General features: G+C 44.0%; 11 protein-coding genes. 7 read left to right on the top strand and 4 right to left on the bottom strand.

All coding sequences use genetic code 11. The annotated features are described in order from the left end of the window. The first annotated feature begins 21 nt into the window (after positions 1-21). From prpC to AAEU28_RS09640, 5 genes are all read left to right on the top strand, one after another. Positions 22-1,143, top strand: a complete 1,122-nt coding sequence (gene prpC, locus AAEU28_RS09660; RefSeq protein ID WP_421963926.1) for a bifunctional 2-methylcitrate synthase/citrate synthase — start codon at positions 22-24, stop codon at positions 1,141-1,143. Between the two features lie 157 nt (positions 1,144-1,300). Further along, entirely contained in the window at positions 1,301-3,892 is a 2,592-nt protein-coding gene (gene acnD, locus AAEU28_RS09655; protein ID WP_421963925.1) for a Fe/S-dependent 2-methylisocitrate dehydratase AcnD, read from the top strand. A gap of 47 nt (positions 3,893-3,939) precedes the next feature. Further along, on the top strand, positions 3,940-5,112 hold the full coding sequence (prpF, locus tag AAEU28_RS09650; RefSeq protein ID WP_421963924.1) for a 2-methylaconitate cis-trans isomerase PrpF: 1,173 nt from the start codon (positions 3,940-3,942) through the stop codon (positions 5,110-5,112). Between the two features lie 430 nt (positions 5,113-5,542). Next, positions 5,543-6,136, top strand: coding sequence for a LysE family translocator (locus tag AAEU28_RS09645; protein WP_421963923.1), 594 nt, complete (start codon positions 5,543-5,545; stop codon positions 6,134-6,136). A gap of 272 nt (positions 6,137-6,408) precedes the next feature. Continuing rightward, positions 6,409-6,873, top strand: a complete 465-nt coding sequence (locus AAEU28_RS09640; protein ID WP_421963922.1) for a nuclear transport factor 2 family protein — start codon at positions 6,409-6,411, stop codon at positions 6,871-6,873. A gap of 95 nt (positions 6,874-6,968) precedes the next feature. Here the strand turns inward: AAEU28_RS09640 and AAEU28_RS09635 are convergent, their stop codons facing one another. Beyond that, positions 6,969-7,517: a mechanosensitive ion channel domain-containing protein gene (locus tag AAEU28_RS09635; RefSeq protein ID WP_421963921.1), complete on the bottom strand. Its 549-nt coding sequence runs from the start codon at positions 7,515-7,517 to the stop codon at positions 6,969-6,971. Positions 7,518-7,576: 59 nt separating this feature from the next. Beyond that, positions 7,577-7,885, bottom strand: a complete 309-nt coding sequence (locus AAEU28_RS09630) for a DUF952 domain-containing protein (protein ID WP_421963920.1) — start codon at positions 7,883-7,885, stop codon at positions 7,577-7,579. Positions 7,886-8,085: 200 nt separating this feature from the next. On the opposite strand from AAEU28_RS09630, the gene AAEU28_RS09625 reads away from it, so the two are divergent. Next, positions 8,086-9,120 carry a Kelch repeat-containing protein gene (locus tag AAEU28_RS09625; protein WP_421963919.1) on the top strand — a complete coding sequence of 345 codons (1,035 nt, stop codon included), beginning with the start codon at positions 8,086-8,088 and terminating at the stop codon, positions 9,118-9,120. A gap of 61 nt (positions 9,121-9,181) precedes the next feature. Here the strand turns inward: AAEU28_RS09625 and AAEU28_RS09620 are convergent, their stop codons facing one another. Both AAEU28_RS09620 and AAEU28_RS09615 read right to left on the bottom strand, forming a co-directional pair. Next, the gene (locus tag AAEU28_RS09620) at positions 9,182-10,543 is read right to left on the bottom strand and encodes a sensor histidine kinase (RefSeq protein WP_421963918.1); all 1,362 of its coding nucleotides are present in this window, start codon (positions 10,541-10,543) and stop codon (positions 9,182-9,184) included. Next, positions 10,476-11,846 (bottom strand): sigma-54-dependent transcriptional regulator, encoded by a 1,371-nt coding sequence (locus tag AAEU28_RS09615; protein ID WP_421963917.1) that lies wholly within the window; start codon positions 11,844-11,846, stop codon positions 10,476-10,478. Before AAEU28_RS09615 ends, AAEU28_RS09620 begins: the two co-directional genes overlap by 68 nt. Positions 11,847-12,023: 177 nt before the next feature. Between AAEU28_RS09615 and AAEU28_RS09610 the strand changes: the two genes are divergently transcribed. Continuing rightward, positions 12,024-13,271, top strand: a complete 1,248-nt coding sequence (locus AAEU28_RS09610; RefSeq protein WP_421963916.1) for an efflux RND transporter periplasmic adaptor subunit — start codon at positions 12,024-12,026, stop codon at positions 13,269-13,271. The last annotated feature ends 48 nt before the right edge of the window (positions 13,272-13,319 follow it).

Raw genomic sequence — 13,319 nt, 5'->3', positions numbered from 1 at the left:
AATAATTCAGGAGACAACATCATGGCAAAAGTACTAAGCGGTGCAGGCCTACGCGGACAAGTAGCGGGTAAAACAGCATTATCAACAGTAGGTAAATCAGGTTCTGGCCTAACTTACCGCGGTTACGACGTAAAAGACTTAGCTGAAAAGTGTCAGTTTGAAGAAGTGGCGCACCTAATCTTAAAAGGGCACTTACCAACGCAAACAGAGCTAGACGCATATAAAGACAAACTACGTGCAATGCGCGGTCTGCCACAAGCCCTTAAAGATGTACTAGAGCGTATTCCAGCAGATGCACACCCAATGGATGTGCTACGTACGGGTTGTTCAATGTTAGGTAACCTTGAAGGTGAAGCGACATTTGATGAGCAACAACAAGTGACAGATCGCATGTTAGCGGTTTTCCCAAGTATCATTTGTTACTGGTACCGCTTTAGCCATGATGGTGTGCGCATTGACGTTGAAACTGATGACGATTCAATCGGTGGCCACTTCCTGACCATGCTACACGGCGAAAAAGCAAAAGAATTACACGAGCAAGTTATGCATGTATCTTTAATTCTTTATGCAGAGCATGAGTTTAATGCTTCAACGTTCACAGCGCGCGTTTGTGCATCAACGCTTTCTGACATGCATTCATGTGTAACGGGTGCGATTGGTTCACTTCGTGGTCCACTACACGGTGGTGCTAACGAAGCAGCGATGGAACTGATCGAAGGCTTTACTTCACCAGATCATGCTGAAGCTGAAATGATGGGTAAACTTGAGCGTAAAGAGAAGATCATGGGCTTCGGTCACGCGATTTACTCAGAATCAGATCCTCGTAACGAAATCATCAAAGGCTGGTCTGAAAAGCTAGCGGCTGATGTAGGCGACGACGTACTTTACCCGGTATCAGTGCGTTGTGAAGAAGTAATGTGGCGTGAGAAGAAACTATTCTGTAACGCTGATTTCTTCCACGCATCTGCATACAACTTCATGGGTATTCCGACTAAGCTATTCACGCCTATCTTCGTAATGTCTCGCCTAACGGGTTGGGCTGCACACGTGATGGAACAGCGTGCTGACAACCGTATTATCCGTCCTTCTGCGGAATATACAGGTGAAGAGCTACGTTCTGTAACGCCAATTTCAGAGCGTTAATTTGAAGTTTGAGTGACAAAGGCCGACTTTGTCACTCGCTACAGTCACTCAAACTTAAGCCAAGTGCTTGAGTTTTACCCTATGGATTTCATATTTCACCTAGGCAGATAAAACCTATGTAATTTGAAAGACGATGGGATAAAAAAGTCAGAAAGTTATGAATACCAAATACCGTAAGATCTTACCCAACTCTCAACTTGCTTATTACGATACCCGTGAAGCCGTTGATGCCATTAAACCGGGCGCGTACGCCACACTCCCTTACACATCGCGTGTGCTTGCAGAAAACCTAGTTCGCCGTTGTGAACCTGAAAAGCTAGATGCAAGTTTATCGCAGCTAATTGACCGCAAACGCGACTTAGATTTCCCTTGGTTCCCTGCACGTGTTGTGTGTCACGATATTTTGGGCCAAACTGCACTTGTTGACCTTGCCGGCTTACGTGATGCGATTGCTGCAAAAGGTGGCGATCCGTCTAAAGTAAACCCAGTGGTTCCGACTCAGCTTATCGTAGATCACTCGTTAGCTGTTGAACACGCTGGTTTTGAAAAAGATGCATTCGAGAAAAACCGTGCCATTGAAGATCGTCGTAACGACGACCGTTTTCACTTTATCAACTGGACAAAAACCGCATTTAAAAACGTTGACGTTATCCAGCCGGGTAACGGCATCATGCACCAAATCAACCTAGAGAAAATGTCGCCAGTGATTCATGCTCGTGACGGTGTAGCCTTCCCTGATACATTGGTTGGTACAGATAGTCACACACCACATGTTGATGCACTTGGTGTAATCGCAGTAGGTGTAGGTGGTCTTGAAGCTGAAAGCGTCATGCTAGGTCGAGCTTCTTATATGCGTCTACCAGATATTGTCGGTGTTGAACTGACAGGTAAAGCTCAACCGGGTATCACCGCAACTGATATAGTACTCGCAATCACTGAATTTTTAAGAGCTGAAAAAGTAGTCGGCGCTTACTTAGAGTTTTATGGTGAAGGTGCAGCGAGCTTAACGCTTGGTGACCGTGCAACCATCTCAAATATGACGCCAGAATATGGTGCAACAGCGGCGATGTTCTACATCGACCAGCACACCATCGATTACTTAAAAATCACAGGTCGTGACGACGAGCAAGTTCAGCTTGTTGAAAACTACGCGAAAGAAACTGGCCTTTGGGCTGACAGCCTAGAAACGGCTGAATACGAGCGCGTTCTAACTTTTGACTTATCAACGGTTGGCCGTAACATCGCAGGCCCATCTAACCCGCACCGCCGTGTATCTACTTCAGAACTTGCACAAGCGGGTATTGCTGGCACAGTTGAAAACGAAGAAGGCAAAATGCCAGATGGCGCGGTGATCATCGCAGCTATCACCAGCTGTACCAATACTTCTAACCCGCGCAACGTAATTGCCGCTGGCCTACTTGCACGTAATGCCAACGCAAAGGGTTTAACTCGTAAGCCTTGGGTTAAATCATCACTGGCGCCAGGTTCTAAGACGGTAAAAATGTATCTTGAAGATGCAGAGTTATTACCTGAATTAGAGCAATTGGGTTTTGGTGTTGTGGCATTTGCATGTACAACATGTAACGGTATGAGTGGTGCCTTAGACCCGAAAATACAACAAGAGATCATCGACCGCGACTTATATTCAACGGCGGTACTGTCAGGTAACCGTAACTTTGATGGTCGTATTCACCCTTACGCAAAGCAAGCTTTCTTAGCCTCACCACCATTGGTTGTGGCGTATGCGATTGCCGGAACCATTCGTTTTGACATCGAAAAAGATGTACTCGGTCATGATCAAGACGGTAACCCTGTTACCCTTAAAGACTTGTGGCCAACGGATGAAGAGATCGACGCAGTTATCGCAAAAAGCGTGAAGCCAGAGCAATTCCGCCAAGTATATGAGCCAATGTTTGACTTAAACGTCGATTATGGCGAGAAGAACGATCCGCTTTACGACTGGCGTGAAATGAGTACCTATATTCGCCGTCCTCCATATTGGGAAGGCGCATTAGCCGCTGAGCGCACCATGAAAGGCATGCGTCCACTTGCTGTACTAGGCGACAATATCACTACCGATCATTTATCACCTTCAAATGCGATTTTAGCAAGCAGTGCTGCGGGTGAGTATTTGGCGAAAATGGGTCTGCCAGAAGAAGACTTTAACTCATACGCTACGCACCGTGGCGACCACTTAACGGCACAGCGAGCAACCTTTGCAAACCCGAAACTGTTTAACGAAATGGTGTTAGACGAAAACGGTGAGGTAAAACAAGGTTCACTGGCGCGTATTGAGCCAGAAGGCAAAGTAACGCGCATGTGGGAAGCTATCGAAACCTACATGGAACGCAAGCAGCCGTTGATCATTGTGGCAGGTGCGGACTATGGTCAGGGTTCATCACGTGACTGGGCAGCAAAAGGCGTGCGTTTAGCGGGGGTTGAAGTGATTGCAGCAGAAGGTTTTGAGCGTATTCACCGTACTAACCTTATCGGTATGGGTGTATTACCTCTGCAATTCGAAGCCGGTACAACCCGTAAAACACTGGGTCTTGACGGTACTGAAACCTATGACGTTATTGGTGAGCCAAGCCCGGGTGCAACGTTAACCTTATTGATTAATCGTAAAAACGGCGAGCGTGTAGAAGTGCCTATGCTATGTCGTCTTGATACTGCAGAAGAAGTATCAATTTACGCGGCTGGTGGTGTTCTTCAAAGATTCGCACAAGACTTTTTAGAAGCTAATAATTAATAAATAAGCGAATGAGGTTTTCTCATTCGCTTTTGAAGGATTTTTAAATGGCTTTCAAACCACAAATTAAAGTACCAGCAACTTATATGCGTGGCGGTACCAGTAAGGGCGTGTTTTTTAACCTTGCTGATTTACCCGCTGCAGCACAAGTTGCAGGTGAAGCACGCGATAATTTATTGCTACGCGTGATTGGCAGCCCTGATCCATACGCAAAACACACCGATGGTATGGGCGGTGCAACGTCAAGCACCAGTAAAACTGTGATTCTGGCAAAAAGTGATGTGCCTGATCACGATGTAGATTACCTATTTGGTCAAGTTGCCATTGATAAACCTTTTATCGATTGGAGCGGAAACTGCGGCAACTTAACTGCTGCGGTAGGCGCATTTGCAATCAGCAACGGCCTAGTTGACGCCGAACGTGTGCCTGAAAACGGCATTGCGGTTGTACGTATTTGGCAAGCCAACATCAAAAAAACCATCATCGCGCACATCCCTATGACCAATGGGGAAGTGCAAGAAACCGGTGATTTTGAGTTAGATGGCGTGACTTTTCCTGCAGCCGAGGTGGTGGTTGAGTTTATGGACCCAGCTGATGGTGAAGGCGATATGTTCCCTTCAGGTAACTTGATTGACAGTCTTGAAGTGCCGGGTATTGGCACTTTCCCTGTGACCATGATCAACGCGGGTATTCCGACCCTATTTTTCAATGCAGAAGATTTAGGGTACACAGGCACAGAGTTACAAGAAGCCATTAACAGCGATGCTGCTGTGCTTGAGCGTTTTGAAACCATTCGTGCCCATGGCGCAGTGAAAATGGGTTTGATCAAAGATATCGAAGAAGCAAAAGTACGTCAGCATACGCCGAAAATCGCGTTTGCTGCACCTGCTCAGGCTTACACTGCCTCAAGTGGTAAAGCGATTGCAGAATCAGATATCGATGTGTGTGTTCGTGCACTTTCGATGGGCAAGCTTCACCACGCCATGATGGGCACTGCGGCTGTCGCAATTGCGACCGCTGCTGCAATTCCTGGCACCATAGTGAATTTGGCAGCTGGTGGCGGTGAGCGTGAAAGTGTCACCTTTGGTCACCCTTCGGGCACATTAAAAGTCGGTGCAGCTGCAAAACTTGTCGATGGTAAATGGCTGGCCGAAAAAGCGGTCATGAGCCGAAGCGCGCGAGTGCTAATGGAAGGCTCAGTACGCATACCCCAAGATTAAGTTAACCTGAACTAGGGATAATAAACTTATCTCCAGCGGCTACTTTTAATGCTAACGGCGTTGAATTCACTTGCAATAGGCTAGCTATTGACGCGTAAATTCGCCTTGTTATCTCTAAAAGTTTCCGGCTGGAGACTTAGTTGGAAAAGGTTTATCTAATCTTCTATGCATTGGTAAATCTCTTAACCCAAGTTCAGGTTAATTCGAACTCAAGTTAATTTAAGCAAATTGTTCATGAGTTGTGATACTCCCAAGGCCCGAGAGGGCCTTTTTTAATGGTCTTTTTAAACAACTGATACTCCCAATGATTTTCAAATCATACGTAGGCGGCAAGCGAAGTCTTTTCTGAGCATAGTGGGCTATGTGATGAAATAGCTGAGCACAGCCAACACCCGTATGGCTTGAAAAGTGAAGGGAAAAGGAATGAAAAATGATAGAAGCAGTTACTACCCTGGCACTTACTACCGCACTTCTATTAGGCTCACCTGGGCCAGCACCCCTTGCCCTAGCAGGTGTCGGTGCCAGTTTTGGTTTTAAGCAAGGTTTAGGGTTTCTTGCTGGTATTCTACTCGGCTTGCTGGTGGCAATTAGCTTGGTAGCATTGGGGTTAGGCAGTTTGTTTGAGCAATTCCCAACGGTCAAACTCATTTGCCAAGGTATCGCAATCGCTTACTTGATGTATGTGGCGTACAAGATCGCGAGTAATACCAGCGGCATAGAGCAAAGCGCAGGGGCTGCGCCAAGCTTTAAAGATGGTTTTATATTAAATTTAATCAACCCTAAAGCTTACGCCGCGTTTTTAGCCATTTTTGCAAACTTTATGATCCCAGCAAGTTCACCTGTTTACAGTGCCATGTTAACTGCTACGGTGAGCTTTATTGTTGCAGTCATCGTTGATGGATTGTGGATGGCAATCGGCAGTAAACTCAGGCCTTTTTTTGCAAAACCTGAGCAAGCAAAATGGCTGAGAATTGCGTTTGCATTACTGTTATTAGCGAGTATTGGCGCGTCTTATTCTCTTTAAGTATTTGTACCAAGCTTCTGTAGAAAGAGCCACACAAATTGTTACTTATTAGCCATTTACATAGTAAGCAGGGTGAGAGAGGCTAATACCAATCCGCAATAACACTTAATCATTTTGAGGGATTAAACCTGATGATAGCTGCGTTAAAGATTTCTCATTTAGAACAACTAAATAACGAAATATTTGCCTTGCTACCAACAAGGTTTTCTTGCCTCAAAATAGACTACTTAGTAAGCGGATTGGTATAAGAGCAGAACTTTCAAGGAACACCTATGTTGAATTTAAAATTTAGTCTACAAGTCATTGCGTTTGCAGCCGTTGTGTCTTTCTCTGGCGCAAGTAGTGCAAAAGCCACTTTTAATGCTGAGCATAACAATATTGTTAAAACGGTAAACAGTTACTTTAAAGGCATTGCAGAGTCAGACGAAGGCTTAATAGCACAAGCTTTTGAGCTAGAAAATGGTCATATAAAGTCTATCGTGACAGATAAAGAAACTGGCAAGCAAAGTATTCGCAGTCAAACCTTGGGTGACTTTGCCAAGATATTTAAGCAGCCAACTAAAGACCATTGGCAAGCCCATATTCTATCAATTGACGTGGTTGATCAGCAGATGGCCATGGTTAAGTTGAATTTTGAGACGTCAAAAACCCATTACATAGATTATTTGGTGCTTTATAAATTTAATGATGCATGGAAAATCGTAAACAAAACCTTTGTAGCTAAGCCTAAAGGTTAGTTTGTTTTTAAAGAGCAATAAGTTTCATCATGAATGAAGTATTTTTTGTGGTGAACAACTAAGTTGTTCACCACACTAATTTCTCAACGGATTTATTAGCTTTTAGAATCAACCGATTCTTTATCTTCAAGCTTTTGTTCTGAACTCGTCAGTTCTTTTACTTCCACTTTCTTTGGGTTTTTAATCACCCCTTTTTGCAAAATAAGCGTATTCGGATAGGTGATCAGTTCATCTTCTCGGCGAATTAGCACATGAAACAGCGAAATCTCTTCGATGACGCCTGAAATATCGTCGTCTTTGTCCATGACTTTAATTCTGTCACCAACACGATATGGAAAGCCGAAGAAGATGATTAAACTGGCTGTGATATTACTTAAAATCGACCACTGGGCAAAAAGTGCCACACCTAATACAGCAAACACAGATGACATAAATAACGCCACTTGCGAGTAGGCTAACCCCGAAATACTCACTATTAGGGGAATAATAAACAGCAGCGCAACGATATAAATGGTTTTACTGATGTATTTAATACGGAAAATGCTGACGCCTTTTTTATTGCCATAACGATGGATCAAAGTGTCGATAAATTTTAATGAAAGAAAAAAGCCCAAAATAATGAGCGCGATCGTTAAGGTTTTCATGTTATTCCTAAACTTGTTTTAAAAATATGAGGCTGGCAAACACGTTACTACTTTACAGCCTAAATATCAGAGACTTCAACAATCGAATCGGTATTGAGCTGACCATAAATATGCGGAAATAGCCCAAGCTCAGGATTGTTCGTTGCGCCTTCATATTTGACTTCAGGTTTGATGAGATTTGGGTCTACTTTCAACAATGATAAAGGGCCTTTGTCTTTATAAAAGCGCGCTAACACGTAATTAATTTGCGACTCAGAGCACGCATGAATAAAGCCCTCAGTGTCAATCGAAGGCGTGCTGTAAAAAGCTTTACTGAGCGTTACAGGCACCTGCTCTGTTGGCAAAATTAAATAAATAGCATCTTGCATTAAAAGTTCCTCATTCTGTAATGGACGAGATTGTACCTTAGAGTTTGCATTCATTGAGATCTGTTTTCTAAATTTCGCTCTATAATCATTCAGATGAAAGAATTCTGTATGACTTATTTGGTTGTTGGACCCAAATCAATACATTGACGGCTATGTTTATGATAGTCATGTATGAACAGATCAGAAACGAAGGAGTTTTAGTGAGGCTTTTAAACAAATTAGTTCTCTTAACTTGCATGCTAGTAGGCGCAAAGTCATTTGCGGCTGACTCGCCCATGCCTTCACAACCAAAGTGGAAGCCCGCGCCAGACTTGCCGATTACTTTTCAAGAAGTCTATCCTGCCGTGTTTATGGATAGAGTGTTCATTGGCGGCGGTTTTACTAAAACAGATTCTGACAGTTTTTATGGTTTAGGACCAACGAGAAAGGTATTTATCCTAAACCCCGCAGAGCAGTTTTGGGAGAAAGCGCCCGATTTACCTGAGTCTCGGCATCATTTAGGTATGACGAGCAATATTCACTATGTATATGCCATCGGAGGCTTCACAGGTCCTAAAGAAGACGCGTGGCAGCCGCAGCGAGCTGTGTATCGTCTAGACAGCAGAAAGAGCCGCTGGATGAGTGCGTCGTCTTTACCTATTCCTATGGCCGAGTCTGTTTATGCAAATGTCGGTAAAAACATCCATGTGATTGGCGGGAAAACACGAAAACGAGGCGAGAAGCAAAATATCGACACCAACGCCCACTATGTGCTGGTGAATAACGCATACTGGCGTAAAGCCAAGCCAGCACCGACTGCACGCGCCTCAGCTGCAGGCGCGGTGGTTGGCAATGATATTTATGTGATAGGTGGCCGTACTGGCGGTGAAAACAGACAAAACTTAAACACCGTTGAAGTGTACGATACCCAAACCGAAACTTGGCAAACTCGCGCTCCTTTACCGATTGCTGCGGCAGGCCTTGCTGCTGCCGTGATTGATGGTAAGATTATCGTCTCAGGCGGCGAAGCTTTTTCAAACACTGGCAATTGGCAAGATGGCAAAGTGTTTAACTCAGTGTTCTTGTATGACCCTAATATTGATGAGTGGCAGGAAATAGAACCTTTACCGACCCCGCGTCATGGTCACGGTAAAGTGAGTCTAAACGGAGAAGTATATGTGCTCGGTGGCGCGGCTAAAATTGGTCCGCAAGAAACCTTATCTAGCACTTTGATTTATCAGCCAACACAAGACTGATTAAAAGCAAAAAGCGTTAGCGCCCTCTAACGCTTTTAGTTCAGGCCCTTCTTAGAAGCAATTATAAAACCAGTGTAAAACTCGCCCCTTCACCTACCTCAGAGGCCACTTTTATACGCCCTTTGTGACGATGAATAATTTGCTGGCTGAGTGCTAAGCCTATACCAGAGCCCTTTGGTTTAGTGGTAAAGAAAGGTACGAAGATCTTCTCCAGTGCACTCGGTTCAATGCCATCGCCGTTATCCTGTATGGTGATTTCACACTTTCCATATCGGTTAATACTCGCTGTGATGTTCACTGCTTTCTCATTTTTTTGACTCAATTTTAAGGCATCTAGGGCATTGGTGATTAGGTTAACCAGCACCTGTTCAAGCATCTTTTTATCGCCTGAGACAGTTAAGTTTTCGGGCTCAATCGAAAGTGTTAAAGCGATATTAGCCTCATCAAATTGTGGTTTCACGAGCGGCTGCAAATCATCAAATAGGCTTTGTACTAAAATTGGCTGTAGCTCTAAATGAGGAATATGTGTGAGCTTACGATAATCTTCAATAAATCCAAGCAAAGACTGGCTGCGAATGCCAATGGCGTTCAGGCTTTGCAGGTAATCGTCGACTAAATCTTGGTCATCTACTTGGTTTGCAAGTTGCTGCTCGGTGATTGTCGCCAGGGTGTTTGAGAGTGAATAAATTGGCGCCACAGAGTTACCAATTTCGTGAATTAATACACGAATAAGCTTTTGCCACGAATCCATTTGCGTACTTTCTATCTGCTCTGAAATAGCAGTAAACAGCCATAACTCGTAGCGATTATTATGATAATTGAAGGCAAAGTATTTAAATAGCATGTCGTCTTCGACACTGGCACCTTGCTTGGTTTGCTCAAGAATGGGCTTTGCGCTTAAGAGCTCTTTCGCATCGCTAAACGTTCGAATGTCTAGGCTTCGCTTAGCGGTATTGTTACACACAACTACGTCTTGCTGATTTTTGGTGAGGATAACCCCTGCATCAATGTGCTGTAGCATGGTCTCAAAAATAGCGACTTGCTCGGCTTGCTTGAATTTATCGTCTTGTACTTTTTTGATCAGGTTATTGCAGATCTGCTGCTCATTAGCACCTAAGGTGTGGGTTTCACTTAGGCGAAAACTGCTGTCTTGGTACTTCAGCGCGTTGATGACTTCGTTGAACTGCTGTTGCTGTTTGGCAAAAAGTTTGAGAGTCAGGGTTGCAAATAGGGCAGAGCCAAATAAAGCCAAAATGCTGAGCAAAGTGGCATGGCTGAATGCAAAACCATAAAGCCCTATACAGGCAAAGCCGACCGCTAAAACAAAGTAACCCAGCACCGCCGCGCTGTTTTTATTAAACACCGTACTTCTCCATTTTGCGATATAACGACGCACGGGTGATACCGAGTGCTTTAGCTGCATGGCTTATATTACCTTTAAAGTCAGCAATAGCTCGCTCTATGGTCATTTGTTCAATGTCAGCAAGGTTATAGGTGTCGAGTTGCGCAGCACTGCTTTGCGAGTCTTGATTAGGCATGAGCTGAAATTGCAGTTGTTCACCGTCTGATAAAATCACTGAGCGTTCAACTAAGTGCTGCAATTCACGAATATTACCCGGCCAATCATAGGCAAGTAACTGCGCCATGGTTTTATCGCTCACCGTTTTATTACCTAGTTTGTATTTTTTGCAGTAAAGATCAGCATAAAACTCTATCAGCAAGGGAATATCTTGCGGTCTATCGCGCAGTGCGGGCAATGTGATCTCGACGGTATTGATGCGATATAACAAGTCTTGTCTGAATGACCCTTCACGCACCATGTCGTATAAATTCATGTTGGTCGCTGTGATCAAACGAATATCGACCGAGATTTCTTTGCTGCCGCCAACAGGGGTGATCACACGGTTTTGAATGGCAGTTAACAGCTTGCCTTGTAATTCGAGTGGAATATTCCCGATTTCATCTAAAAAGAGGGTGCCGGTGTCTGCCAGCTCAAAGCGACCTTGCTTGTTTTCTTTGGCATCGGTGAATGCGCCTTTGGCATGACCAAATAGCTCACTTTCAAATAACGAGCTGGCAATGGTGCCCATATCAACCGATAAAAAGGTATCGTTGGCCCGCAGTGATTGTTTATGAAACTCTCGGGCAATAACCTCTTTACCTGTACCACTTTCACCTAAAATCAGTACATTGGCATCGGTTTTTGCTGCTTTTTCGAGGGTTGTAAACACTTGCTCCATAGCAGGGCTTTTCGCAATGAGGTTCTCAAATGGACGATTTTGATCTGCCAAAGACAGCGCCGCGATTTGGTTCAGCTTTTTGCTTTTTTGGCGCTGTGCGCTTAAGTCGATACAGTTCGCCACGGTTGCCAGTAGTTTTTCGTTTTGCCAAGGTTTAAGCACAAAATCACTGGCACCTTGTTTGATGGCATCCACCGCCATCGACATATCGCCAAAAGCGGTAAATAGCACCACAACGGCGTCTTCGTCGATGGCTTTGATTTGTTTTAACCAGTAAAAGCCTTCAGCCCCTGAGGTTGATTCCCGGGTGAAATTCATATCGAGTAAGATAAGAGAAAAAGACTCTTTCTCCATGGCGTCACTGATGTTGTGCGGGTTATCTAGCGTGACAACACGTTTGTAGTGTTGTTTTAATAACATCTTAGTGGCAATTAAGATCTCGGCGTTGTCATCAACCACCAAAATCGACTTATCAATTATAGCCATGGCATCTTTCCTTACTTTCAAAGTGTACGATATCGTACACCAAGTGTTTTAAAGTTTTACACTTTTATCTGTGTTAAATTACATCAACAATCATAAGTTGTTGTTATATAGTCATTTTTGTTTTTGGCACAGTAATTGTCTTATATCTAACAAATCTAAACGATTAGGATGTTAGAAATGGATAAAGTGATCAGCAAAAAACGCACATTTAAAGCATGGTGGTTGGCAGCCCCAGCAATTGCCATCGCGTATTTTTTAATAAGCAATACCGCGAATAGCAGTGGCAGTCGTTATAACCTAGAAATGGACAAAATAAAGGTAAGCACAGTCACTCGTGGTGAATTCACCGATATGATCCCACTGCGCGGCAATATTACTCCAAGCAAATCAGTGTATTTAGACGCCATTGAGGGTGGCCGTGTAGAGCAGCGCTTTGTAGAAGAAGGCGCGATGGTTAAAAAGGGCGATAAGATTTTAGCCTTAAGCAATACTGGTTTGCAGCTAGATGTTATCTCTCGTGAAGCACAAATTTCTGAGCAGTTAAATAACTTACACAATACCCGTTTAGCCATCGACCAAAACCGTTTAAATCTAAAGCGCAACTTATTAGAGCTGGATTTCGAGATTAAGCAGAGTGAACGCAAACTAGCCCAGCATAAAAAGCTAGTGGCGAACAACCTAGTATCGCAAGACGAATTAAAAGCTGTGATTGACCGCACACAATATTTAAAAGATCGCCGCACATTGGTTATTGAGCAGCAAGAGCAAGATGAGCTTATTCGTACCGTCCAAATTGCCCAACTTGAAGACAGTGTCGCACAGCTTAATAAGAACTTAAGCTTCGCCCGTAAGAACCTTGAAAACCTAGTGATCAAAGCACCGATTGACGGTCAGCTAACCGCATTCAATGCTGAGCTGGGTGAATCGAAGTCGCGTGGTTCTCGTTTAGGTCAGGTTGATATTGTCGGTGAGTACAAGGTCAGCGCGTTAATTGATGAATTTTATCTGGGCCGTGTATTTGCTGGGCAAACCGCCAAAATCTCTCACCAAGGTCAAGATTACACACTGACACTGGCAAAAGTGTATGCCGAGGTAAGTAATGGTCGTTTTGAAGTCGATTTAACTTTTAACGATGCCTTGCCTGAGCGTATTCGTCGCGGCCAAACGTTACAAATGGAATTGCTACTTGCCGATGCAAAACCAGCCAAGATGATCCCAAATGACGGCTTCTTCCTCGACACAGCTGGTAAGTGGGTGTTTGTAATCGAGCAAGGTAGTGATGTTGCAGTTCGTAAACAAGTTCGCTTAGGCCAGCGCAATAACAAATTCATTGAAGTGTTAGAGGGATTAAACGAGGGCGACAGAGTCATTACCTCAAGCTATAGCACTTTTATCGACATGCAGACTTTAAAGCTGACGCAGTGAACGTGCGTCACCAATTAACAATTAGAAAGATTTAAAAATTAAAAAGAA

The sequence above is a fragment of the Pseudoalteromonas sp. SS15 genome (assembly GCF_049257195.1).
Classification (GTDB): domain Bacteria; phylum Pseudomonadota; class Gammaproteobacteria; order Enterobacterales; family Alteromonadaceae; genus Pseudoalteromonas.
The sequence above is the reverse complement of the archived record's forward strand: the minus strand, read 5'-3'. Positions and strand labels throughout refer to the sequence as shown.

What these genes read in the sequence shown, in the direction of transcription:
- AAEU28_RS09610 (WP_421963916.1), top strand. Translation starts at nt 12,024, where the DNA reads ATGGATAAAGTGATCAGCAAAAAACGCACATTTAAAGCATGGTGGTTG.
- AAEU28_RS09635 (WP_421963921.1), bottom strand. Translation starts at nt 7,517, where the DNA reads ATGAAAACCTTAACGATCGCGCTCATTATTTTGGGCTTTTTTCTTTCA.
- AAEU28_RS09630 (WP_421963920.1), bottom strand. Translation starts at nt 7,885, where the DNA reads ATGCAAGATGCTATTTATTTAATTTTGCCAACAGAGCAGGTGCCTGTA.
- AAEU28_RS09640 (WP_421963922.1), top strand. Translation starts at nt 6,409, where the DNA reads ATGTTGAATTTAAAATTTAGTCTACAAGTCATTGCGTTTGCAGCCGTT.
- AAEU28_RS09615 (WP_421963917.1), bottom strand. Translation starts at nt 11,846, where the DNA reads ATGGCTATAATTGATAAGTCGATTTTGGTGGTTGATGACAACGCCGAG.
- AAEU28_RS09620 (WP_421963918.1), bottom strand. Translation starts at nt 10,543, where the DNA reads ATGCAGCTAAAGCACTCGGTATCACCCGTGCGTCGTTATATCGCAAAA.
- AAEU28_RS09645 (WP_421963923.1), top strand. Translation starts at nt 5,543, where the DNA reads ATGATAGAAGCAGTTACTACCCTGGCACTTACTACCGCACTTCTATTA.
- acnD (WP_421963925.1), top strand. Translation starts at nt 1,301, where the DNA reads ATGAATACCAAATACCGTAAGATCTTACCCAACTCTCAACTTGCTTAT.
- prpC (WP_421963926.1), top strand. Translation starts at nt 22, where the DNA reads ATGGCAAAAGTACTAAGCGGTGCAGGCCTACGCGGACAAGTAGCGGGT.
- prpF (WP_421963924.1), top strand. Translation starts at nt 3,940, where the DNA reads ATGGCTTTCAAACCACAAATTAAAGTACCAGCAACTTATATGCGTGGC.